The sequence below is a fragment of the Lutibacter sp. genome (assembly GCF_041562875.1).
Classification (GTDB): Bacteria; Bacteroidota; Bacteroidia; order Flavobacteriales; family Flavobacteriaceae; genus Lutibacter.
On record NZ_JBFFOE010000040.1, the window covers coordinates 1 to 25375 of the forward strand.

The 25375-nt window shown below is 30.8% G+C and carries 23 protein-coding genes; 3 read left to right on the top strand and 20 right to left on the bottom strand.

What is annotated here, in order from left to right; all coding sequences use genetic code 11:
* Positions 1–329: 329 nt before the first annotated feature.
* The 13 genes from ABY863_RS07395 to ABY863_RS07455 form a co-directional block, all read right to left on the bottom strand.
* A complete protein-coding gene (locus ABY863_RS07395; protein WP_372793623.1) occupies positions 330–728 on the bottom strand; it encodes a cytochrome c in 399 nt (132 codons plus the stop codon).
* An 85-nt stretch (positions 729–813) separates the two neighbouring features.
* Positions 814–1728 (bottom strand): hypothetical protein, encoded by a 915-nt coding sequence (locus ABY863_RS07400; protein WP_372793624.1) that lies wholly within the window; start codon positions 1726–1728, stop codon positions 814–816.
* A gap of 18 nt (positions 1729–1746) precedes the next feature.
* On the bottom strand, positions 1747–3096 hold the full coding sequence (gene nrfD, locus ABY863_RS07405; RefSeq protein ID WP_372793625.1) for an NrfD/PsrC family molybdoenzyme membrane anchor subunit: 1350 nt from the start codon (positions 3094–3096) through the stop codon (positions 1747–1749).
* A gap of 17 nt (positions 3097–3113) precedes the next feature.
* Positions 3114–4100, bottom strand: a complete 987-nt coding sequence (locus ABY863_RS07410) for a 4Fe-4S dicluster domain-containing protein (protein WP_372793626.1) — start codon at positions 4098–4100, stop codon at positions 3114–3116.
* A 570-nt stretch (positions 4101–4670) separates the two neighbouring features.
* Positions 4671–5069, bottom strand: a complete 399-nt coding sequence (locus ABY863_RS07415; RefSeq protein ID WP_372793627.1) for a cytochrome c — start codon at positions 5067–5069, stop codon at positions 4671–4673.
* An 11-nt stretch (positions 5070–5080) separates the two neighbouring features.
* Positions 5081–5938 carry a hypothetical protein gene (locus ABY863_RS07420; protein WP_372793628.1) on the bottom strand — a complete coding sequence of 286 codons (858 nt, stop codon included), beginning with the start codon at positions 5936–5938 and terminating at the stop codon, positions 5081–5083.
* Positions 5935–7251: an NrfD/PsrC family molybdoenzyme membrane anchor subunit gene (gene nrfD / locus ABY863_RS07425; RefSeq protein WP_372793629.1), complete on the bottom strand. Its 1317-nt coding sequence runs from the start codon at positions 7249–7251 to the stop codon at positions 5935–5937. Before nrfD (ABY863_RS07425) ends, ABY863_RS07420 begins: the two co-directional genes overlap by 4 nt.
* 90 nt (positions 7252–7341) lie before the next feature.
* Entirely contained in the window at positions 7342–8316 is a 975-nt protein-coding gene (locus ABY863_RS07430) for a 4Fe-4S dicluster domain-containing protein (RefSeq protein ID WP_372793630.1), read from the bottom strand.
* Between the two features lie 13 nt (positions 8317–8329).
* Positions 8330–8602 carry a hypothetical protein gene (locus ABY863_RS07435; protein WP_372793631.1) on the bottom strand — a complete coding sequence of 91 codons (273 nt, stop codon included), beginning with the start codon at positions 8600–8602 and terminating at the stop codon, positions 8330–8332.
* 391 nt (positions 8603–8993) lie between these two features.
* Positions 8994–9860 (bottom strand): DUF5777 family beta-barrel protein, encoded by an 867-nt coding sequence (locus ABY863_RS07440; protein WP_372793632.1) that lies wholly within the window; start codon positions 9858–9860, stop codon positions 8994–8996.
* Positions 9861–9876: 16 nt separating this feature from the next.
* Positions 9877–10074, bottom strand: a complete 198-nt coding sequence (locus ABY863_RS07445) for a hypothetical protein (RefSeq protein ID WP_372793633.1) — start codon at positions 10072–10074, stop codon at positions 9877–9879.
* Between the two features lie 294 nt (positions 10075–10368).
* A complete protein-coding gene (locus ABY863_RS07450) occupies positions 10369–11445 on the bottom strand; it encodes a hypothetical protein (protein WP_372793634.1) in 1077 nt (358 codons plus the stop codon).
* A 259-nt stretch (positions 11446–11704) separates the two neighbouring features.
* The gene (locus tag ABY863_RS07455; RefSeq protein ID WP_372793635.1) at positions 11705–12958 is read right to left on the bottom strand and encodes an ethylbenzene dehydrogenase-related protein; all 1254 of its coding nucleotides are present in this window, start codon (positions 12956–12958) and stop codon (positions 11705–11707) included.
* 1180 nt (positions 12959–14138) lie between these two features.
* Between ABY863_RS07455 and ABY863_RS07460 the strand changes: the two genes are divergently transcribed.
* Both ABY863_RS07460 and ABY863_RS07465 read left to right on the top strand, forming a co-directional pair.
* Positions 14139–15455: a dihydrolipoamide acetyltransferase family protein gene (locus tag ABY863_RS07460; protein ID WP_372793636.1), complete on the top strand. Its 1317-nt coding sequence runs from the start codon at positions 14139–14141 to the stop codon at positions 15453–15455.
* 185 nt (positions 15456–15640) lie between these two features.
* Positions 15641–16921: a mechanosensitive ion channel family protein gene (locus ABY863_RS07465; RefSeq protein WP_372793637.1), complete on the top strand. Its 1281-nt coding sequence runs from the start codon at positions 15641–15643 to the stop codon at positions 16919–16921.
* A gap of 109 nt (positions 16922–17030) precedes the next feature.
* On the opposite strand, the gene ABY863_RS07470 is transcribed toward ABY863_RS07465, so the two are convergent.
* The 7 genes from ABY863_RS07470 to ABY863_RS07500 are packed head-to-tail and all read right to left on the bottom strand — an operon-like array spanning position 17031 to position 23265.
* A complete protein-coding gene (locus ABY863_RS07470) occupies positions 17031–17648 on the bottom strand; it encodes a rhodanese-like domain-containing protein (RefSeq protein WP_372793638.1) in 618 nt (205 codons plus the stop codon).
* 27 nt (positions 17649–17675) lie between these two features.
* Positions 17676–18335, bottom strand: a complete 660-nt coding sequence (locus tag ABY863_RS07475) for a rhodanese-like domain-containing protein (protein ID WP_372793639.1) — start codon at positions 18333–18335, stop codon at positions 17676–17678.
* Between the two features lie 18 nt (positions 18336–18353).
* Positions 18354–18944 (bottom strand): YeeE/YedE thiosulfate transporter family protein, encoded by a 591-nt coding sequence (locus ABY863_RS07480; protein ID WP_372793640.1) that lies wholly within the window; start codon positions 18942–18944, stop codon positions 18354–18356.
* A gap of 20 nt (positions 18945–18964) precedes the next feature.
* Positions 18965–19495, bottom strand: coding sequence for a YeeE/YedE thiosulfate transporter family protein (locus tag ABY863_RS07485; protein ID WP_372793641.1), 531 nt, complete (start codon positions 19493–19495; stop codon positions 18965–18967).
* Between the two features lie 11 nt (positions 19496–19506).
* Positions 19507–20466 (bottom strand): NrfD/PsrC family molybdoenzyme membrane anchor subunit, encoded by a 960-nt coding sequence (gene nrfD / locus ABY863_RS07490; RefSeq protein WP_372793642.1) that lies wholly within the window; start codon positions 20464–20466, stop codon positions 19507–19509.
* Between the two features lie 13 nt (positions 20467–20479).
* Positions 20480–21013 carry a 4Fe-4S dicluster domain-containing protein gene (locus ABY863_RS07495; RefSeq protein ID WP_372793643.1) on the bottom strand — a complete coding sequence of 178 codons (534 nt, stop codon included), beginning with the start codon at positions 21011–21013 and terminating at the stop codon, positions 20480–20482.
* Positions 21010–23265: a molybdopterin-dependent oxidoreductase gene (locus ABY863_RS07500; protein WP_372793644.1), complete on the bottom strand. Its 2256-nt coding sequence runs from the start codon at positions 23263–23265 to the stop codon at positions 21010–21012. The genes ABY863_RS07495 and ABY863_RS07500 overlap by 4 nt, the downstream gene beginning before the upstream one ends.
* Before the next feature lie 242 nt (positions 23266–23507).
* Here ABY863_RS07500 and ABY863_RS07505 point away from each other — a divergent pair.
* The coding region (locus ABY863_RS07505; RefSeq protein ID WP_372793645.1) for a hypothetical protein at positions 23508–25375 on the top strand (1868 nt) is incomplete at its 3' end.

The window sequence follows — 25375 nt, forward strand, 5'->3', positions numbered from 1 at the left end:
AAAATTGCGAAAATAATTAGTTTCTTCATTTTATTTCGTTTTATGAATTTATAATGATTTATTAGAATGTTACAAAGTTAGTTATCTATGTTATTAATTTTGTTACATAATTTAAAAGGAAACTTACAGTATTCATACATTTTGGAGGTTTTTTAGATAGGGATTTTTAGTAGGATTAAAACTGTAAATTATTTTCTATTTAAAAAAAATTGAATTTAATAAAATACAAAAAGGTTTAGCAAAAGCGAAACCTTTTTTAATTATATATCAAGTTTAATATTATTGTCTAATAAATCTCAATAGATATTTTAGAATGAATCATCAAAAAATTATTCAGCTAATGTTCTCATAAAATGAACTGTTATCCACATATCTTCTTCACTCATTTTCTTTTCATAGTTAGGCATGTCTTTTCTGCCTATATAGCTTTTATAAAATAAAGCTCCGTCAGATTGGGATTGGAATTTTTTTGATGAAAAATCTCCCAAATCACCTTCTAAATTATCTGCTTTTGTTCCATCGCCATATCCTTTGCTTCCGTGACAAGATTTACAATGTTTTGTGTATAAAGATTTACCAATAGCTATATTAGCTTTTGATGCCTCTTCAGGGTTTGTCATTTTTTCATATTTAGCAGGAACTTTCCATTCTTCTTGTGTTAATTTTTTGAATGAAAAAAGTCCGATACTAATTAGTCCGATAATCATTAAAAATTTAATTGTTTTCATCTTTTTGTGATTTTATTTTTGTTTATTATTAATTAATTATAATTGTTAAAATCAGCACCAAATTATATTTTAATGCTGTTTAATTTTAAGTATTTCTATAAGGTTCTTTTTTTATTTCCAATTCTGAACCTTCTTTTTTTATTTTAAACAAATTTACAATGGTGTAAATAAAATTCACATAAACACCTAATAGTAGGATAGTTAATACCACATACATCCAAATTGGTGCAGCCTTTGTCCATAACTTGTTTTCATCGGTCTTTATTTGTTTGTTAAATGTTCCCCAATGAACAGTTTTCTCCTGAATAATATTACCATATTCATCGTTATCATCAATAATTGAAGAAATTGTCAAATCACCTTTTGTATTGCCTGCAAAACTTTGCGACATAGCAAAGGTATACTCACCATCACTAATAATTCCTTCATCAATATTCTTTTTTGAAAGCATAGCCTTAACATAGGTGGTTACGTATACATCATTTACAGGGGTTTTAACACCTAAACTATCAATAGTAAAAGCAGTAAGTGTTACAGTTTTTACAGAATCAATTACGGATAAATTGAGGTCTAAATGAAGATCTTTAACCATTAAATCCTCTTCTTCTTCACTTAAAGCATCAGTACTATTAAAGCGGGCTCTTAAATTAATATATCCTTCTCCATCAATATTGTATTTTTGATTTTCAGGAAGAATTAATTGGGCAACCCCTTCTTTTGAAGTTTTTGAAGATCCTAATAGAATTTCTTCATCGTTCTGAATATTAAAGAATTGTATTTCAGCTTTATAAACTGGAGGCTGATCTTTTCTATCTTCTTTATTTAGGGCAATAAAAGTTACTTCAAGCAAACGAGAATTATCAGCTTGTTTAACTGTTTTAAAATCAAAACGCATCTTAAAATTACTTAAATCGTTTTCTTGGGCTGTTCCATTGGTGCATAGTAATAATGCAGCAATTATTGAAATAAAGAAGGTGTGATTATATAGATTACTTTTCATAATTCTTCAAAATTATTATTACTCTGATATTTTTTTATTGTCTTTATTTTGAACTGTATCAGGTGCAGTTCGGCCATCTAAAATATAGTTCATTGGAACAAGTGGAACTATTTTTCCTATTAATGTGAACATTAGTAAGAATGTTGCAATTCCAGCAATGCTTAGTGTAATTTCAACCCAGGATGCAGAATAGAAAAGGTAATCAATTCTAGTATCCTGAATTGGTACATAAGGTGTTTCTAGCGTAGGAATTACTATTAAATATCTATTAAGCCAAACGCCTACTAAAGCAATTATAGCAGCAATTGTAACCCACTTAATTGTTCTAAATTTTTTGAAGAATAAAATTCCAATTGGCACTAGAATTCCCACATAATTGGCTAATATAAATTCCCAAAAGTATCTTGTAAATAGCTTGTCTAATAAATTAGTATCAATTGCTTTATGGCTGAACCATCTTGAAAAATATTCTGTAAAAGTAAAATATCCATAAAGCATTGCTAGAATTAATAAAATAATTCCTCCTACTTTAAAGTGCATTCTACGGATATATTTTTCAAGTTTATAAAACTTACGTACTAAATACATAGTTATTATAATAAAAGCAACTCCTGAAAATAATCCGCCAATAATAAAATATGGAGCAAAAATTGTGCTATTCCAACCAGGTTGTAGTGTTAAGCTGAAAATCCACGCTAATACAGAATAAGCAACAATTGCAAGTACAATTACCATTGCAGACATTGTTCTTGTTATTTTATGTAATCGATTGCGCTGTGTTTTAGTATCTTGATAACCAATAGCTAAAGTTTTGTACATTTTCTTAATCCATTTCGGTATATTGCGTTCTTCACAATGATCTCTTAAAATAGCAAAATCTGGAATAAAAGTTAAGTATAGATAAATGAAACAAGCAACTATGTCGGTAATAATTGCCATAATATCCCAGGTTATTGGAGATTGAATTCTAGGATACATAAATAAATAATGTAACCTATCTAATCTTCCCATACATAACAAAATATAAATAGGTCCAATTAGTAATGATAATACGGTTATAATTTCTACAATTCTTGCAATCGCAGTTTTCCAAGGCGTATGAAAAAAGTGTAATATTCCTGAAATAAATGCTCCTGAATAGCTTATGCAAACTAACAAAATAAAATTCACCTCATAGATACCCCACACCACATTATCTCTCATTCCAGTTACAATCTGCCCTTCGGACATTTGTAAATAAAAAGCATAAAGTCCTGCTAAAATTATTACAATTAAGAAACCTATATATATTTTAGTTAACATGGAAGTTGTTTCTAATCTTGGCGCAAATTCTTTGAATAATTCTCTTTTTCTAGATTCTATATTCATATTTAAAATCTTAAGTGTTAAATTTTACCTTGTTTTTTTAATTCTTGAACATAAGGAACATCTTTATAACGTTCTTTTACTTCCTCGCTTACATCAAATCCATCCTCTAATTCGTACAATCTATCCACTGGAGGTAAATAATATACATTAGGTTTGGTTCCCAAATGTTCTAAATGACGATAGCCTCCTCGATCAGTAAGTAGTTTGGAAAAGCTGAGAGTTTCTTGGCCATTGGTTACAAGATCTTCATTTTTATCTCCAAAATAAATGACACCTTCAGGGCAAGATTGTGCGCAATGTGGTAATAAACCTTGTCTTAACAAATCTGGACAAAAATCGCATTTGGTTACTGTTCCCGTAGCTCCAGGAACGCTTGTTTCTGGCGAATAAGGTTGACTTTTGTCATCGAATTTGGCTTTGTGTTCCCAGTTAAATATACGTGCAGAATATGGACAACTTGTTACACAGAATTTACATCCAATACAACGTTCATTGTCAACTAATACAATATTATCTTCTCTTTTAAAAGTAGCCCCAGTTGGACAAACCGTTACACAAGGTGGCTCATCACAATGCATGCAGTTTTTTGGAAACCAATATGGCTCTGATGTAGGATTGTCTTGAAGAAGTTTAATTTTCATAAATTCTTGACCGTAATCTAAATTATGACCTTTTTGGCAACCTTCAACACATTTTCTGGCGTTTTTACATTTGGCTAAATCTATAACCATTACAAATTTCCTGTCAGGTATTCCTTTTCTGGATTCTTCTGGAGTTATAAGCGCTTCGGGATAATTGTTAATATTTGAGGCGTTTACTTCAACAATTTTTCCATCAGGGGTTAATAACCTTATAACTTCTCCTGCAGGTTCCTTTTCTTCTTCTTGCGCTGTCAAGCTTGTAACAATTGAAGAGCCAGCGATTGCAGTAAAACTAGATAGCAATCCTAATTTAAGAAATTTACGTCTGTTGGTTCCGCTTTCTTCAGCTTTGTTTTCTTTCATAATTGCAATTATTAAATAAATTTTATTAAAAGATCTTTACTAAAATGTCATTTTTTCAAATATTTATATGCTTTAATCTAGTTATTCGCTATTTTACAAATTAAGAACAGGTTTTTATCTTCATAAAATTAGTGTTACTTATTTTTTGATATATGAAATATTTGCGAATATAAAGTTATTGAGATACGATACATTAAAAGATGATAAATATCATTTTTAAAAAACTTTTATACGAAAATTTTCTGGATTACTGGGATATATATGTCACATGAAATTGTGATTTTTATCACGGTACGATAAGCAATTAAATTCTCTAGTTCAAGAAATATAAATATTGAAGAAAGTTGATTAGAGATTTAGCAGAGAGTTGCATTTGAAGCTAGAATTTTAAAATGCAATAAGAATAGAATAAATGAGTAAATTAGTTTTAATAAGATAGTTGAAAATAAAATTTAGAATGATAATTATTTATAGTTGTTTTCAATGAACAGTTAAGTTTTTTAAAATTTAAATGACAAAAAAAACCGAACAGATTGTTCGGTTTTATACTTTGAAGTTAATAAGTAAAAATTACTCAGCTAATGTTCTCATGTAATTAACGATTAACCAACGGTCTTCGTCTGAAGGAATTTTTTTTGTAAATTCAGGCATATCATCTCTACCAATAGAAGTTTTGTAGAATAAAGCCCCATCACTTTGAGACTGAAATTCTGCAGTAGAAAAATCTCCTAAATCACCATCTAATCCGTCTGCTTTTGGACCATCTCCATAACCTTCAGCACCATGACAAGATTTACAATGTTTAGTGTATAATGATTTACCAATTGCAGCATCTGTTTTAGCTGCTATTGGGTTTTTCATAGTCTCGTATTTTGCTGGAACTTTCCACTCTTCTTGAACAAGTGTTGTGAATGAGTAAAATGCAAAAGAAACCATTCCGATAATTGTTAAAAATTTAATTGTTTTCATGTTTTTTAATTTTAAGATTTAGATATTTTAAATAAATTGGTAATTAAATAAATTATTATTCCCCATATAGCAAATGTTAACACATTTGGTAATATGAGTAAGAATAAAGGCGTTTTATTTCTTGGTGACCACATAGTTCTTTCATCAAATGTTGACTCGTCAACTATTAGTTTACCAATAGGAGCATTAACTAAGGCTTTAACAGTTCCAAATTCATCACTGTCATTCAGAACTACTTCAATAATTAAATTTCCATCAACACCTGGAATTCCTTCTGGTATAGGTACAAGGATTGTGCCGTTTTCATCTGTTTCATTAAATTCTTGAATAACTAATGGTTTAAATAAGCGTTGCACTAGAACCTTTAATGATTGACCAACAATTATGCTGTCAGTTAATTTATTTACAAGTGTTGCTGTTACATAATTTATGCTGTCTATTGTTACAAGTTTAGCATCAATATTGGCATTTTTAAAGCTTAAGCTTTTTGAAGCCCCTTTAAAACTTTCGTTACCTTCAAATGAAACTTCTATGTTGTAAGTATTTGTAGAATCTGGCTTTATAGAACTCAAATCTTTTAATTTAAATCTAGCTTTACCTCCCATATTGGTGGTTGCTTTTCCTAATTCCAGTTGTTCTTCATCCACCACGTTGTAAATAACTAATTCAACTTTAGAAACATTAACGTTTTCACCATCAACCTTTGCACTGGCTTCTAAGTCAAAATAAATTTCAGAGTTCATTATTTTAACATAGTTGGCTTTTAATCTAACTTTGTCTTTCTTTGCTTTTTGTGCAAAACTAGAAGTGCATAAAAACACACTTAGTACCATAAGAAAAATATGGCGTGTTATATATTGATTTCTCATAATTTAGTGCTTTTATTAAGTTCTAATTCTTCTTGTTCATCTGCAGTTCTTTGAATTGGTATAATAGGAACATATCTTACCAATATGGTAATAATTAATAGTGCCATTGCCAATGTTGCTATTGTAATTAGCCACTCATGCAAGCTCGGAAAATAATGACGCCATTCTTCAGGTACACCCTGAATTGGTAAAAATGGATGTAATAGTGTTGGGGTAACAATCAGGTAACGTTTCCACCAAGAACCTAATACCACTAATAAACCTATAATAAACATGGGTAGCGGTTTTCTTCCTTTTTTAAATAATAAAACAACAACTGGCACGATAAGACCACCAATTATTACAAACCAAAATAAAGGAGCAAATTGACCTGTCAGCAATACATTTATGTGAGTAGTTGCTTCTTTTTTTGAAGTAAGTTGAGGTATTAAATACTCATTTAAATTAAAGTACAGATAAATTAAGCATGTTAACACCAGAAATTTACCCAATTTATCAAAGTGATAATCTGTAATATAATCTTCTAATTTATATACTTTTTGAAGAACATACACAACAGTTACTAACGCCCCTACACCAGCAACAGCGGCTCCTGATATAAAATAGGCTCCCATGTTTGTACTATCCCAACCAACCCTAAATAATGTTGAAAATAACCAGGCATCAATTGTTTGGAGCATAAAACCTACAGGGATAATTAAAAGGGCAATAATATGAATTGATTTAAGTTGAATTGTTTTTTGAGCATCACTTCCTGTCCAATTCAATGAAAGTTTTCCATACCATTTACTAAGTGTAGGGTTTTTTTCTTCATAATATTTTTTTAGTAACCCAAAATCTGGTAATAAAGGAAAATAAAGTAATAATAAACTAACCATAATATAGGTAGGAATTATGATAACATCCCAAGTAATAGGAGATTGCATTCTTGCATGAATAAATAGATTTAATAATCTATCAGGTCTCCCCATGTCAATGGTAATAGTTAAACCAGCCATAATTATGGCAGCAACAGAAATTATTTCAGCAATTCTAACAATAGGTGTTCTCCAAGTATTGTTAGTAAGTCTTAGAACAGCCACCGTAACCGTACCAACAAAACTTGTTGCTACAAAAAACACAAAGTTTGAGATATAAACACCCCATAATGCATAATCATTCATGTTGGTTACTACCTGCCCTTTTATAACTTGATCTATATAGGCTATAATCCCTAAAATGATTAAAACAAGTAAAGAAATTGTCCATATAACACCTCTTTTGCCAAACTCTTGAGGCACTAAGTCGTTAAGTATTTTGTCGTAATTTTTCATATGTTTAAATTTTATTTTTTAGTGTTAACATATGCTGTTCGCAATTAATCATTTTCTTGCAAGTTGAAATTTGTATAGCTCGTTTCATAGTTATTCTTGTGTGTCAACAGATTTGAAATCAGTGAAACTTTCTAATCCTTCTTTAAAATCTACCAATCTATCAACAGGTGGTAAGTAGAAAACGCTTGGTTTTGTACCCAAGCCTTCCATTAATCTATATCCAGATTTTTCTTCTAGTAATTTACTCAATCTAAGTGTTTCCTCTCCATTGGTAACGGTATCTTCATATTTGTCACCAAAATAAAATACGCCATTAGGACAAGCTGTAACGCAATGAGGCAATTCATTTTCTTTTATGGCGTGAGGGCAAAAATCACATTTGTCAACGGTTCCTTTTACACTAGGCAAACCGGCAAATTCAGCAGAGTTATGTTCAGTTTGGTTTTCCATATCCATAAGCATAGTAATTTCGCCTTGGTTTGGTTCACTCCAATTAAATACACGGGTTGAATAAGGACAAGCTGCCATACAAAATCTGCATCCAATACAACGTTCATTATCTATTAATACCAATCCATCTCTTCTTTTAAAAGTAGCATCTACTGGGCAAACAGTAACACAAGCAGGGTGGTCACAATGCATACAAGTGGTTGGCATCCAATAGGGAGCCGTATCTTCATCTTCTTGCATTTTATACACTTTAAGCCAAGCATGCTCGCCTGTGATATAGTGTTGTTTGTTACAAGCAGTTTGGCATTTTAAAGCATTTTTACATTTTGCTAAATCTATTACCATAACAAACTTCCTGTTAGGCATTCCTTCCCTAACATTATACTCTTCATGTTTTTTAGAAGTATCCATTTCCATTACTTCTGATGAATCTACTTGAATAATAGTACCATCAGTAGTCATTAATTCCATTTTATCACCAGAACTTTCGTCGGTTTGGGCGGTAAGTTTGGAAGCTAATTTGGAGAGGCCAATTCCGCTAATTGCGGTTATTATTCCTATTTTTAAACCCTTATCAAGAAATTTACGTCTTGAATTAGTATTTTCATTTTTCATAATTAGATGGTGATTAGAGTTTTCGGCCTAGCCAATTTAGAAATGACTTGTTTGAAATGTTTTTCTCAATTATTTTTGCGTTTTTTAAGGCACTTACCCTAACTTTTACTGCTGTACCATCTGGCTTTAATAAAGTTTGGTATTCTTCTGCACCTTCTTCCGCTATAAAAGTTGTTTCTGGAATCGTTGATCTTCCAAATCCTAAAAGTGGTAACAATAAACCACCTCCTAAAATGGGTAGTATCCCTCTTCTTGAAATGGATGTTTCTTTTTTAGTTTTAGTCATTTTTAAACTTTTTAATAAAACAATAAAACAAGAATCTCTATTCTATGCTGTTTTAGTGTTTGGATTAATATTATTCAATCAAAAGCTATGTATTTTATGTGAAATTTAATTAAACCAAAAAGATTAAATAAAATTCATTAAAATCAGTGATAAATGTAAGATTAATGATGATTCTTTTCTATGATTTCTGTCATATTTCAATAAAATTTAAATATATGATAATGAGGAGTATATATATTATTTGAGGATATTTCTTAAAATATCTTATTTTTTTATGCAATATAGGTTACATAATGTTGTAACATTAATTGCAAAATGGCTTTAACCGAAAAAAACAAAATAAGAGTTTAAAACTCCTATTTTGTTTTTAAATGAATAATAGTATGTGAATTTAGAAACTATAATTTCTAGTAATGTTAAATCCAATCATAAAATCTCCATTAAAGAAATCATTTGTATTAAACATAATATTCTTTTGTTGTACTAAACCATTATAATTGGTTGCAAATAATTGAAATGCATGAGCTGAAGTTGAAAATTCAACACCTACACTTATTCCCGGATGAGGATTGTTTTGCAAAAACTTAGTAATTGGTTGTGTATAATCTATAATTAAAGCAGTTTGTGGGCTTATTTTATAGCGACCTCCAAAAGCAATTGCTACCATATCATTTCTCATAGTTGTTTCAACTACATTGTAATGTGAAACACTTGGAGCAAACTGTAAAGAGAAATTAGGACTAAATCTTTTTGCAATAATTAATTGATTGAAATAAGAATATCTGTCTTGTTTACTATATCTATTATTTATATTATAAAGTATATTTGCTTCTCTAGCGTCACCAGTAAAGTTACCGTAATAACTTACACTAATTGGCATACTATTTGAACGTGTTTGTCTTAATAAAGAAACTTTCCAATTTAAATCTTGTAGCAGTTCGTTTTTAGTTGTCCCAAATCCAATAGTTAATCTTTCATGAATGGCATACGATAGTGCAATTCTAATATTCGCAGCATCTCCATAAATACCACCTAGCGTATTTGGATTGTTAATTAATCCAAATCTGTGCTGCATTTGCACCTCTAAAGTGTTTTTACTGAACAAAACATTTGTTGCATTGTCTATAAGAGTTGCACTTTCAAATGCAGATCTTTCCAATTTTTCTACAACTTTTTCATCTTTTACAGTTTCCTCTTGCGCAATTGCTAGAAATGGAAGCATTAAAAAAACAAAAAGTATTTTTATATAATTTTTCATGTGTTATACTATTTTATTAGTCGTTTTTAGCACCTCGGTCTATCCAAGCTTTTATCAATGCAAGTTGATCAGTAGATGGTGTATTATGACCAGTAGATATTTTATTATATAGTGGGCTATTATTAGCATCGCCTGCTACAACATATTCTGGTACAATCGCAGCATACGAATTACCAACTCTTAAATCTGGATTTCTACTAGCATTATGACACATAGCGCATTTAGTTGTGAAAATTGGTTGTATATCAGTTCCAAATAAGATTTCGACATAGTCTGGATCTTCTGGATCATCTGGCAGCGGATCAACAATGATCTCGTCAGCAACCGAATCATAATAACATGAGTTCATCAACAAACCTCCGCATACGATGATTAAAATTTGAAATATTTTTTTCATGATTTTCTGTTTATAATGTTATGAATTAAAAGCTCATAACGAAGCAATAGTAAGTTTTTTAAAAGTTCAGGAGAGTTTAAGCTCCTGAACTTTATATATCTTAATATATTATTATTGTACTGTTATAGCATCAATAGTGTTACCAAGTAAAGCTTTTGTATACGCAGGGTTATGAACACCGTGACTACCATCAACGTGTAACATCTCCCAATTCCAAGCAGCTCTAGCTTGAAGTACAGTCATTTCAATTTCGTTTAGGTGATACTCCATGTCTCCTTCATCATTAAGTTCTCCTGTCAACACACCTTGTTCAACTAAAAGGGTTGTTAATTCAGCCATAGGCTCATCAAAGAATGTTGTAGCTTTATCTTCGTGACAAGTATTACATGTTTTTTTATTTGTTATCCAAGAGTGTCCTCCAGTACCTTTGTCTGTTTCACCCATATGGCAACCTACACAAGAAGCTGTGGTTCTATGAGGTGATTGTCCAGCAGTTGGATAGGCGATAGCACCACCAATTTCTTCACCTTGAATACCTTCAAATACAGTGGCTTGTGAACCATAGTGAGGACCAAAGTGGCTCCATAGCGTATATGGTGCATCCTGATCTAAATCAGCTAATAGCGGTTTAGTCATATCCTTATTACTAATTTTTCTTGGTTGGTGACATGTGATACATGCATTACTAGTATTTCCATAATCTATAGTAATATCAGTACCTAATATACCACTTATTTTTAGTGTTGTTCCAGCTACATTTCTTAAATTAAAGTCAGTACTACCTTGTTCAATTTTTTCAGGGTCATGAATATCATGACATGTTTTACAGCCAATAGGTTGAGGGAATGCTGTACCGGTAACTGTTTGACCGGTAATGTTTTGTACATACCCTTCTTGAGAATGGCATTCTGCGCAACCTGCAGAAGTTCCTCTTAGATATGCTACACCTGTAGCGTGCCCTGAGACACTATACTCTGCATTTGCTAAATCAATTGTACTGCTAATACTTCCGGCTTCTTGACCGTGACACTGAAGACAGGCAGTATTTCCATCTACTCCGTCAGAACCATCATTTCCATTTTCACCAGCAATACCTTGTGGTCCAGCAATAGGATCACTTGTACATTGGATAAATAATAAACTTGATGCGAAAAGCATCAAAAAACCCATTAATTTTAAATTTTTCATAATTAAGATATTTGTATTAGATATTTGTTTTAAATTTTAATGTAAATTTAGTCACATTGATATTATTTTTTTATGATATAAGTCATTTTTTTAAAAAAAATAAAAGATTGTTAATCAGGTATTTAACGCTTGTTTAGAATGATTATATGTAAATTCATTCTTTTTTATGTTATTATTGTTACACAAACTTACATTTTAAATAAAAACAAGGTGCAGATATTAATAATCTGCACCTTTAATAGAAACTATATTTTATTAATTATTCTATTTTCATAGTTTTAAAATTACTCATCGCATGTCCAATTGCAGCATTGTTGAATATTGATAAACCAAAAGGAATTTCTTCACCAATTACAAATACAGCATCATGAGGGTCTCCCGAGTTTAGTTTACGTTTAATTTCAACTTGCCATCCAGAACCGTTGTGTTTTGCTCTTACTTGAGTGTCAGTTCTAAAGTCATTTCCTGCTCCACCTGGGTTTATAGTAATACTTGGGAAACGTTTGCTTCCAAAACTTTTTGAATAGCTTACCAAATCTGTGTTAGGATCAATAGTTGAACCATCAGATAATGTTAATACACCGTTAACAGCAACACCAGTTACAGTTTGTGCAACACCTGAAGCCAATTCATCCAAAGTAATCCAGTAATAATTTTCTTTTCCTTTTTTAACCCATTTAGGACCTTTCATTCCTGTTGCAGTGTCTTCGAATACTGGTTTGTCATCATACATTTTTGTACCTTCATCACCTTTTCTTCCGTTTGCAGCTGCCGTACCATCTTTACCATCAGCATCTCTACAGTAACCATCATCTACAGATTGAGATAATTCGTTTCTGTTACGTTTCCAATGCCATAAATCAGCTAATTCACCAGCATTTTGCATGTAATGTCTTGTTGTTTTTTGACCTGGTTGAGGGTCTGTTAAACCACTATGACAAGTAATTGCACAAGTACCAGATTCAAAACCTGCAGGATATGCACCATTAACTTTAATTGGGAACATCATAGCAAATTTATCTTCATAATTTTTATCATTTTTATGATTTGCATATTTGTTATCTTGTTTCCAAGTACTAGTTGCAGGATCAAAATACCACATTTCTCTATCTCTACTATCAGCTTCATCTTCCCATTCAAATAAAAGATACAAATATTCTCCATCGTGTCCACCTCTTAAAGAGTAATTGTAGCTTTCACCCGTGTAAGGATCCATTAAATCTTTTGGTTCTAATGAAACATCTCCATTACTATTACCATTTAAAGTGATAATTCTATCTCCTGCTTGTGTAACAGTTGCAGTACTTAATAAAGGTCTTGCTTCATTCCAAATTTCATCAATCTCACCATCAAAATTTGGTGCTGTTGTGAATTTTTTTACTAATAGTTCTTCTGTGCTAGACTCATTCTCAGCACCAACTATTTTTATTAGTGGAGTATTATCATGTGTACAGTTTACAAATGTTAATACGGCCATTGTGGCTAATACTAAACTTAATTTAATTTTTCTCATTACTTTTACTTTTTTATATTATTATAGGTTACTTAATTTAAGTTCAGAAGTGTCAGATACTTCTGGACTTTTTTTTTAATTATTATTATTATTATTATTATTATTATTATTATCAACTTATGTAAAGTTAAATGAGTTTTATACGGGTCTGTATGATAATTGTCATAGGATAAATTAATTTAATTATCTGATAATTAAAGCTTTGTGTGTTATTTAGAAAGAGTCTATTTAATTTTTGTACGTTTTAAGGATATATTTGTTACATAATGGGGTAACTTTTGTTACAAATTAAAGTTTTATCCTAAATAGAATTTATAATCTGTTGAAATATTTACTTCAAAATAGGGCAAATTATAGATTTTCAAAATGTTTGAGTTAAACACTCCTATTTTTACATAACTTAAAAGTGTGAAGTATTATTTGTTGTTAAAATACACTAACTATAGTGTTATTAAATACATTAGTTCTCGTGTTTTTGAAGAAACGTAATGGAGTAGGGCTAAACTTTAAAAAGATGTGCAGTGTGCCTTTTTAGTGAAAGAGCCAGCTTGATTGTTGGCAATGCATTGAGAATATTTTTTAATATTAATTTTTCAAATCTTCATCTAATTTTAATTAGATAGTACTTGAACTGACGAAAATTTATAGTAAAAACAGATTACCAAAAAGGTTATAGTAATAAGTATACATGTTTACTTGTTAATTATGATGGTTTAACCTATTAAATGCGCAATATTTGTTAGTGATTTTAGCTAAAGTTGTACAACTTTATACATAAAGTTATATAACTTTGTTATGAAAGTTATATAACTTTTTTAAAAATTGTTAATTGTTTTAAGTTGATTAAATAACCGTAGGTAAGCAATTAAGCAGTAGAAGTGTAAATATACTGCTTTAAGCAGATATAGTATCATTTTCAGCTGTTTTTTTTATCAACTAAATTACTTATTTACAAGTGAAAAAATTAAAACGGATACTGTTTTAAGTAGGTAAATCTTCCACTAAATTTTGTGAAAATTGTAATTTAATTTATAGGCATAGGATTCTAAATTCCCTGTTTGAGTCCATTTTATAATTAAAAATGGAATAGAATATAGAGTTCCTTTAATATAAAAGATGTTGACTCTTTATAAATAGACTATAATTTTTGTAAATTTGCAAAATCTAAAAAAATTATAAAATGGCAAGATTTGAAGTGAAACTTCCTAAAATGGGGGAAAGTGTTGCGGAAGCAACGATAACCTCTTGGTTAAAAAATATTGGAGATACTATAGAAGTGGATGAGGCTATTGTTGAAATAGCAACGGATAAAGTAGATTCTGAGGTGCCTAGCGAAGTTGAAGGAACATTGGTTGAAATTTTGTTTGATGTGAATGCTGTTGTTAATGTTGGAGATACTATTGCTATTATTGAAACTGTAGGTGATGAAGCTGAATCTTCTCATGAAACTGCTTTGTTAAGTGAAATACCTGCTGAAGTAAAAATGAATGAAAATGAAGTTGAAAAAGAAGCTTCTAAAACAATTGATAAAATTTCTGAATCAGGGAAGTTTTTTTCGCCATTAGTTAGAAATATTGCTACTACTGAAGGGGTATCTATGGATGAGTTAGAGGCTATTATTGGAACAGGAAAAGATGATAGAGTTACTAAAAATGATATATTAGGTTATATTGAAAGCGGCAGAAGTTCAACTAAATCTGTCGAAAAAATGGAAGTTGTTCATGCACAACAACCAAAAGTTGAGAAAAAAGAAATTGTGAATATTTCTACACCAGTTTCTGTAAATGGAGGAGATGAAATAATTGAAATGAGCCGTATGGGTAAATTAATTGCACATCATATGGTAGCTTCAGTTCAAACATCAGCACATGTGCAATCATTTATTGAAGTTGATGTAACAAATATTGTAAAATGGAGAGAACGTGTTAAAGATCAGTTTTTTGCTCGTGAAGGTGAAAAAATTACCTATACTCCAATATTTATGCAGGCAGTTGCAACTGCAATAAAAAAATTCCCAATGATTAATATTGCTGTTGATGGCGATAAAATTATTAAAAAGAAAGCTATTAATTTAGGAATGGCTGCCGCATTGGCTGATGGAAATTTAATTGTGCCAGTTATTAAAAATGCAGATCAATTAAACTTGGTTGGTATGACCAAAGCTGTGAATGATTTAGCAAATAAAGCACGTATTGGAAAATTGAATCCTGATGATATTCAAGGAGGTACGTATACCGTTACAAATGTTGGAAGTTTTGGAAGTGTTTTTGGAACGCCAATTATTAACCAGCCACAAGTTGCTATTTTGGCTTTAGGAGCTGTTAGGAAGGTGCCTGCTGTTATTGAAACTTCAGAAGGTGATTTTATAGGAATACGACATAAAATGTTTATATCTCACTCTTATGACCACAGAGTTGTGAATGGAGCCTTAGGAGGTATGTTTATAAAATATATAAAAGAAAATTTAGAAGCTTGGGATGTAAATGCTGAGTTTTAATTTTAAAAATAGTTAAAAAAAGAGGCTGCCTAAAAAGTGAATTTAATGTCATATTGAGCCTGTCGAAATATATTAATTTATTGATAATCAATACAAACTTCGACAGGCTCAGTTTGACAAAATAAATAGTATTAACTTTTTAGATAGCCTCTTTTTTTAGAAATAATTAAAAAACGATTATTAAGATGTTTGAAGATTTAGAGATGCAAAAATTTACCAATTTCTTAAAAGATTTTTTAATTGATGTTGGGTTCCCCAAATTTTGGGCTGAAACTACAAATTTGTTTATTACCCTTAGTTTAATTGCAGTTATTGCGTATTTATTTGATAGAATTTTACGCGTTGTAATTGTTAAACTGTTTTATATTTTCTCCTTAAAAACCAAAACAACTTTTGATGATTTTTTGGTTAAAAGTAATTTTCCTAGATATATAGCACATGTAATTCCATTATTTATTTTAAAGTTTATTGTTCCAGTTATTTTATTGGAATTTCCATTTTTGTTAAAAGCTTTTCAGGCCATTATTAATATCTATGGAATTATATTAATTGTTAAAATTATAAGAAGTTTTTTAAAATCTACTCAAAGATATTTAATGACTAAGGAACGGTTTATGGATAAACCTTTGGAAAGTTATGTGCAGGTTGTAATGATATTTTTATGGGGAATGGCAATATTCTTTATCATATATCAACTAACTGGAAGAGATATTTTAAGTTTTGCAACATTGGGTGCTGCTTCTGCAGTAATTTTGCTAATTTTTAAAGATACTATTTTAGGTTTTGTGGCTTCCATTCAGGTTTCTGTAAATGATATTGTAAGAATAGGCGATTGGATTGTTTACAGTAAATTTGGAGCAGATGGAACCGTTACAGACATTAATTTAGCAACAGTTCGCGTACAAAATTGGGATAATACATTTACCACCATACCAACCTATAGTTTAATTTCAGATTCTTTTCAAAATTGGAGAGGAATGCAGGAATCCGGAGGAAGAAGAATTAAAAGAGCCGTTTTTATTAAACAAAATTCGATTAAATTTTTAACAGCAGAAAAGATAGAAGAATTAAAGAAAATACAATTAGTAAAACAATATATTGAAGATAAGCATACTGAAATAACCTTGTATAATAAAGAAATTGGAGCAGATAAGTCCGTTTTAATTAACGGTATAAATTTGACCAATTTTGGAGTCTTTAGAAAATATATTGACACTTATTTGAGTAAAAATTCAGATGTTAGTAAAGAACTGTTTTCTATGGTAAGGCAATTAGCACCAACTTCACAAGGTATTCCTTTAGAAATTTATTGTTTTAGTAGTAATAAAGAATGGGCAAATTATGAAGCTATAATGTCTGATATTTTTGACCATGTGATAGCTTCCGTTCCCTATTTTGATTTAGAAATATTTGAAGAACCAACAGGAAAAGATTTAAATGCTTTTGTTGAAAAAGTAAACAGCTAATTGCTCATCTTCAGGCACTTTAAGTCTTTATTTGCTATTATATTTGTATCATAAAAAAGGCGGTTTTTAAATTTAAAAACCGCCTTTTTTTAGAAGCTAATTAAAAGAATTAACAACCTCCTTCTGCAGGTGCCTTTTTCTTCTTTTTAACTGTAATTACCTTTTTAACAACTTTTTTGACTACAACTTCTTTATCTGAATTTATAGATGCTTTTTTTATTGATTCAGCTATAAAGGCATTTACATCAGCTACTGATTTTTCAATTTCAGTATTTTTTGTAATTAATTTATTTTCGTTATAACTATTTTCAACAGTTAAAATTTTAAGGTTATCATATCCTAATTGATATAAAAGCATAAAAGGAGCATTTACATCATTTGGATTTTTTCCATATAAAATGGCTGTTTTATTTTTTTCTTTTAATTCTTCAAAAACAGCGGTATTATCATCGCTTAAAATTTCAGGGGCATAAATATTTAATGCATTTTCTAAATGCCCTTTTTCAAATTCAAATTGACTTCTAACATCTATTAAAACATAATCTGGGTTATTTATTTCATCTAATGAAACAAAATAATCGTTGCTTATCATTTTTTCAAGCGTAATTTTACTATTTGCTTTGTATAAATGTTTAGGTCTTTTATAAGATAATACAGCTATAAGTATTATTAATATAAAAAGCGTTGAAGCTATAGATATTCGTTTGGTTTTTTCTAATTCTTTCATAAAGAGTTTTTTATAAAGTTTTTAAAATTAACAACCACCTTCAGCTGGCGCCTTTTTTTTCTTTTTTACGGTTATTACCTTTTTTGCTGGCTCTTTTTTTGCTACAGTTGCAGTCTTATACTGTTCAGGATATGCAACGCCAAAATACATACTTGCAGCTTTTCTGAAAGTGTATAATTCAAATGCTTCAGCAGGCATATTCTCTAAAGGTTTTTCGGGATTGATAATAGTTTTGTACCATTGATTAATACCACCTTTTAGTACATTTAAATTCTTATAACCTAATCTATTACATAAAACCCAAGCTTGATCTGCATAAAAATTATCGTTTGAAAACAATACAACATTGTATTGTTTTTGATTTAAGAACATTTCAAAATCCTCATCTAATAATTTAGCCAGGGGTATGTTAACTGCATTTGGAAGTGTATATTTTGTATAACTTTCTTCATCTCTCACATCAATTAGTAAATAAGAAGGATCTTGATTTATTAGTTTGTGGGCTAATTTATCAGTTGAGATATACCTTTCTGGGCTAATGATGTTGCTAAGCAGTTCTTCAGATTTAATACCTTCATGCTTTTCATACTTTGGTAATAATACTAATCCACCCGCTAGTATTACAAATATTAGCGCCAGAATTTTATATCTGAATGCCAAAAATTTTGCTGTTTTTTTCTTTACCATTATTTATATATTATTAAATTAGTAAAATATTTTTTTAACTTTCGCTCTTATTTTATCTGAAATGGCAAATAAAAGAATTCCTACAATGGTAAATATGAAGATAAACCAATAAGGATTAACACCAAATGAATCCACTAAAGTTACATTACCCATGAAAGAACCCTCATATATTGGTTGGAATAGAAAGTATAATTCAGAAAAAATGAAAACTCCAATCATAATTCCAACTACGTAAACAATAGCATCTATTTTACCTATTGCTACAGCACATAAACTTGTACCAGGGCAAAAACCTCCAGCAACAAATCCAGCACCCATTATTACACCTCCAACAATAGCTCCCCATAAATAAGTTGGGTGAACATACATTTGTGTGATATCAACATAGCCAAGATAGTCCATGTAATACATGCCTATTAATGATACTAGTGCAGCTGTAAAGAATACTTTTAATACGGCAAAATCATAGCCGTAAAATACACCAGCAAGTTTTCTTGAAGATGAAAATCCAGATGCTTCTAAAACAAATCCGAATACAATACCAATTAAAATGGCAATTATACTATCCCATTCTGCTGGAATAACGCCGTTAGGAATTAAAGGTCCCATATATTTTTATTTTTATTTAGTTAAATCCAATTTTTTCTAAAAAAGTAAGCAAATGCAAATGCTGACCCAAAAATGGCTAACATTGTTATAAAACCACCTGTTGATAATACTGCCATACCGCTTAATGCTGCACCACTAGTACATCCTCTAGCTATTTGGGCTCCTAACCCAAATAGAATACCACCACCTAAAGCAAAAGCTAACCTTCTTTTTGAAGTTATTTTTGGTGAATGTTGAACTCTCCAGCTAATTCGACCAGCTAATCCACCTGAAATAAAAGCACCAATTAAAACACCTAATGCTTCAAACACTAACCAAGTATTCATAGGAGATTTTTCATCACTAATAAATTTGCTATAATAAGCACTGTTTTCAGCGTGTGTTGGAGCGACAGTATCTACAATTGTAACAACACCACTTTTCATAGCGCCACTTGCTCCTAATCCTCTACCAGTAATATAAAATGTAAATAAGATTAGAATTCCGAGTAGAAATCCTCCAAAATAAGGATTCCAATAAACGTGTCTTTTATTTTGATTATTTTTTTTCATTATATTCTGTTTTAATAAAGAAATCGAGTTAATTGTCCAGCTTCCACCATCACAAATCTAAATATTAATCCACCTAGTAATACTAGAAGTGCAGGTACTATTACAGGAACTTTATAACCAATAAGTTCAATAAGTTCAAGTATTGCAGGCACTATTAGTCCTAGTATAACTACAAATCCAAAAAACATTAAAGTAAATTCACCATTCACTAATAATTGCATAGCTTCTAATTGTACTTGAGAACCTGCATACATTCCCATTAACATATGGACTATTAATGCTAATTCAACAATAATTAGAACTAAATCAATTTTGCCAAACATATGCTTTTCTGCTGTTGTTTTTGATAATAAAATAATAGCAGCCGCACCAGTTGACAAACCAGAAACTAAAAATAATGGACCTAAAATTGCATTATTCCAAAGGGGTCTAGCGTTAAATGCAGATAGTAAAATACCAGTGTATACACCTAAAACTAATGTTAAAGGAATTAAGGCGTAGGCCATATACTTTCTGTTTTTTATTAAAAATAACTCAAAAGTTTTTAAAAATTTAAACTTTGTTAAAAGCTGTAATTTATTTTCCCATTTAGGAAATATTTCAGAATAATAACTAAAAACCCATAGAAAAGATAATGGTGTAACAATTAATAAAACCCAAGCACCCCAAGACATTGGAGATTCAATTCTAAAAGTTGTATACAATTGCCAAGCATAAAATTTGTGTGTTAAATCATATAATAGTGCTATCAATCCTAGAGATAATGCTATTGGAGATATAACAGTAGCTAATTTCACTGCTGTAGGATATTGTTTTTCTTTACCTAATACATAAAATAAGGCAGCAAAAAATAATATACCAGCTGCTAAACCACCTAAAAATAAATAGGTTGAAATTGGCCAGTGCCATATTTGTAATGAAGGATCTATATGTGGAATGTTTCTTCCGCTTGTAAATAATTCTTCTTGCATAATACTAATAAATTTAAATTAAGTAAAAAACATGTGGGTTAGTTCCTGCTTCAGGTGCTAACGTTTTATGTTTTCTATTTTTAAGTAATTGTGATACTTCACTATTTGGATTATCCAAGTCACCGAAATACATACATTTTGTTGGACATACAGATACACAGGCAGGCAATTGGCCTTTTTCTAATCTGTGATGACAAAAAGTACATTTATCTACATAACCATCTGGATGTTGATAACGTGCGTCATAAGGGCAAGATTCTATACAAGCTCCACAACCAATACATTCATTTTCAGTAACCAAAACGATTCCACCATCAACTATATGACTAGCTCCAGTTGGGCAACAACGTACACAAGGTGCATTATCACAATGATTACATCTTTCAGATTTTAATTCTAAATCTAGATTAGGATAAGAGCCATCTACAGTTTCTGTAATCCAGTCTCTACAGTACCCATGAGGAACGTCGTTTTCTGTTTGACAGGCGACAACACAATCACTACATCCAACACATTTTAATGTGTCTATTACCATTGCATATCTCATATCTCGGTATTTTTATGTGGGTTTTCAGTTAAAATTGTAACAAAATTTCCTCTCATTCCTGTTCCTCCCATTATAGGATCTACAGCAATCTTAGAAATTAGCTGCGTATCATTTATTCCTTTTCCATTAGCCCTGCTTAATTTTTTATTTTGATGTCCAAAGCCGTGAACCATATAAACTGAATCCCAACGAACTCTTTCAGTAACTCTTACTTTTATTGAAAAAGTTGACGTAATATCATCTTGGTTTCTTAGCCAAACTTCTTGACCTGATTTTAAGTTTAAAATTCTTGCAACTTTTGGGTTTACCCAAAGTTTATTTTCATCCATTAAATCATTTAGATTTGGATTGTTTGCAGTTCTACTAAAAGTATGCATTGGAGCTCTACCATAGTTTAATCTGTAAAATCCTTGTGGTGGCTCTGGATGAGATGTGTAAACCGGCATAGGATCAAAGCCTAAATTTTTTAATTCATGAGAATAAAACTCAATTTTTCCACTTGCTGTTGTGAATTGATAATTTTCATTTTCATTTAGGTATAAAGGTCCAGATTTTCTTGGATAGTTTTTAACTCCAATTTTTTCCATTTCTTCTAAAGAAGTACCCATCTCTTTTAATTGCCACTCAATAACTTCTTTAAAATCATTATAATTAAAGTATTCACCTACACCTAAACGTTCTCCAATTTGTTTTGCCATCCACCATACTGGTTTTGAATCGTACTTCGGTGTCACCGCAGGAATTCTTACAGCAATAGAAGGATGTCTGTTAGTAGCTGAACGTATACCATCATAACGTTCTAAATACGTACATTCAGGTAAAACAACATCAGCATAACCAGTTACATCCATAGGCATGGTATCAATTACTACCATAAAATCTAAAGCTTCAATTGCTTCTTCTAGTAATTTTCTATCTGGAATTGATTTTGTAATGTTAGTTCCAGCAACCATTAAGGCCTTTACAGGGTATTTATTATCTTCGCTAGGTATAGCAGCTCTAAGAACTTCACTTGTAATTCCCATTTCTGCTAAAGGATATTTCGCTCCAATTTCTTTCCATCCCCATTTTGGATGATGATATTCAGGATGAGGGAATTTAGGAACCTTAATACTTTCTTTAAAATAAAAACCTCCTCTACGTCCCCAAGAACCTAACAAACCATTTAATATGGCCATTGCTCTAGCACGTTGCGTATCATCACCATACCATACAACATGTCTTCCAGGATGTATAATTACTGATGGAGCAGCATGAGCCATAACTCTTGCGGTTTTTCTTATTTCGTCAGGTTTTATTGTAGTTATACCATATGCCCATTCAGGAGTGAATTGTTTTACATGCTCTTTCAACTCGTCAAATCCTAGGCCATATTTTTCTACATAAGCCTTGTCATATAAACCTTCTTCAATTAATACATTCATCCAAGAAAGCATTAAAGCAATATCAGTAGCAGGTTTAATTGCTAACCAATGTTTAGATTTACTTGCTGCAGTTGAAAGTCTAGGATCAACAGTAATTATAGTAGCGCCATTGTCTATAGCATCTGACATTTCTTGCACTTGTGAGTTGTGCATGTTTTCACCAATGTGAGAACCAATAAGCACTAAACATTTTGTATCTCTAATATCAGTTGGTTCTGGAGAACCTACCCAAGTCCCAAAAGTTGATTTAAAACCTGTTTCTCTTGGTCCTCTACATTGTGCGTAAGCAGGTTCAGCAATTGTATCTGATCCAAAAGCTTGAAACAAATGCTCTAAATGAGCACCTGGAGCACCATGTTTAATTAATGCTATAGATTCAGCGCCGTGAGAATCAATTACAGTTTTAAATTTAGATGCTATTAAATCTAAAGCTTCTTCCCAACTAGCTTTTCTAAATGTTTCTTCACCATTTACAGTTGTTCTAATTAATGGAGTTTTTAGCCTGTCTTCATCAGTATACATTCCTACTCCTCCTGTACCTCTAGGGCAAAGTCTGCCTTCGCAGTGAGTGTCATCTTCGTTACCAATAATTTTTTTAATCTCGCCTTCTTCATTTGTGTATGCCCAAGCAGCACATTTCCAAAAGCAAACTTCGCAATAAGTAGCAGTTCTTTTAAATTCTTTAGAAACTTTTTGTTTTACTAAATCATCTAAATATGAATTGGCTCCAAATACATTAATTGCACTTGCAGTTGCCGCAACACCTCCTATTCCTAAAGCAGAAATTTTAATAAATTTTCTTCTTGAAGTAGTCATAAGTTTATTCATTTTTTTTCTGGTGTAAAGTTATTCAAGAGGTGTTGCCTGAAATATGATAAATGTCATTCGAGCGTTCTAAATGAAGTAACAATAGTTACATATAACAAATTGATAGTCAGTAAATTATATGTGATAAATGTTACATAATTACTCGTTTATACTCTATTGAAATGGATATCAGTTTATTAACTTTTTTAATAATAGTTTAACTAGATTTTAAATTATTGTAAATTTGTATCATAACTTAATCAATGAAAATTAAAGATTTTAAAATTGTAATTTTTGCTGCAGTAATTTTACTACTGATGAGTTTATTATATTTAGTAAACAAGCAAATTTTTAAAGAAACTTTTATTGAAGATACAACGTATACAAAAATTGAAAACGTTGACAAGGAGTCTTGTTTAAATTGTCATTCAGGCACAAAAGGATATTCAGTATATCACAATCCTGAATTAATTGGTTGTATCAGCTGTCATTTAGGAAATCCTAATACCTTAAATAAGGATGCTTCACATAAAGGAATGGTTTTAATTCCAGGAAATTTAGCAGATGCTGCAGCAACTTGTGGGAAATGTCATCCAAATGAACTTTCTAAAATTGAAAACTCGCTAATGACAACTAATAGTGGTTTGGTTGCTGTAGATAAATACATTTTTGGTGAAGCAGATTCACCAGATTCTCATTATCATATTAAGGATATTAAAAATTCACCTGCTGACAAGCATATTCGTGATTTATGCGCTAATTGTCATTTAGGAGCAGAAAAAAAGGAGTACGGTGAAATTACACAAATGAGTAGAGGTGGAGGTTGTAATGCCTGTCATTTAAATTATTCTGATGAAGCTAAAAAGGATTTAGTAAATTATTTATCTTCTGATAAAAAAGAAATCCCAAAATTTCATCCTTCAACAGATATTTTTGTAAAAAATGAACATTGTTATGGTTGTCATAGTCGATCGAGCAGAATTTCAACAAATTATGAAGGCTGGCAAGAAACCATGTTAAATGCAGCCGAAATTAAAAATTTAATCGGATATAAAACTGTTGAAGATAAACGTGTTTATAAGTACATTGAAGAGGATATTCATCATACAAAAGGAATGCTTTGTGTAGATTGTCATTCTTCCCATGAAGTGATGGGTACTGGTAAAAAATATTCACATGCGGAACAAGCTGTAACTTTGAAGTGTGCTGACTGTCATTTTAAAGAAAAACCAAACACAATTAAATACGATTCTTTAGATACTGAGAGTTTATTGGTTTTTTTGCATAGAGACTATAAACATCAGGATAAAGAAATGATTGCGGTTAAAAAAGATAATCACCCATTGGTAAACACGTTTATTGATTCTTTGGGAAATGCTTTTTTAATTAGTAAAAAAGATGGAGCGCTTCATTCCTTAAATCCACAATCTGAAATTTGTTCAAAAGATAATGCACATAAAAATGTGAGTTGTGCAACGTGCCATTCATCATGGACTTCTCGTTGTATAGGTTGTCATACTGAATTTGATAAAGATGAACCGAGAGCCTTTGATTTGTTGGATAAAAAATATGGAAAAGGGCAATGGAAAGAGCATGTTGCTGAATTTTCGTCATCATTACCAGCAATGGGAGTTCGAGAAAATAGCGAGGGAAAATTGATTGAGCCAGCAATACCTGGAATGATTATGACTATTGATAAAGGAAGTTATACTGGTGAAATTGGAAAAGATGTTACTTTTTATAGATTATATGCTCCAAATTCTCCACACACAACAACCAGTAAAGTTAGAGATTGTAAATCTTGCCATGCTAATTCTGCAACTTTAGGATATGGAAAAGGAGAATTAGTTTACATAATTGAAAATGGAAAAGGAAAATGGAATTTTAATTCTGAATATGCTTCAAACCCAAACGATAATTTACCTGAAGATGCCTGGATTCCATTTTTAAAGGAAGTTAAAGTAGGTGTTGTAAATTCAACTCGATTAGATTTTAGACCTTTTTCAGTAAAAGAACAACAGCAATTATTATTGGTTGGAGCTTGTTTGCAATGCCATAAAGATGATTCTAAAATGATGCAGCAAAGTTTAGTGAAAGGAATGAATCCTTTATTAAATAAATTGAGCAAAAA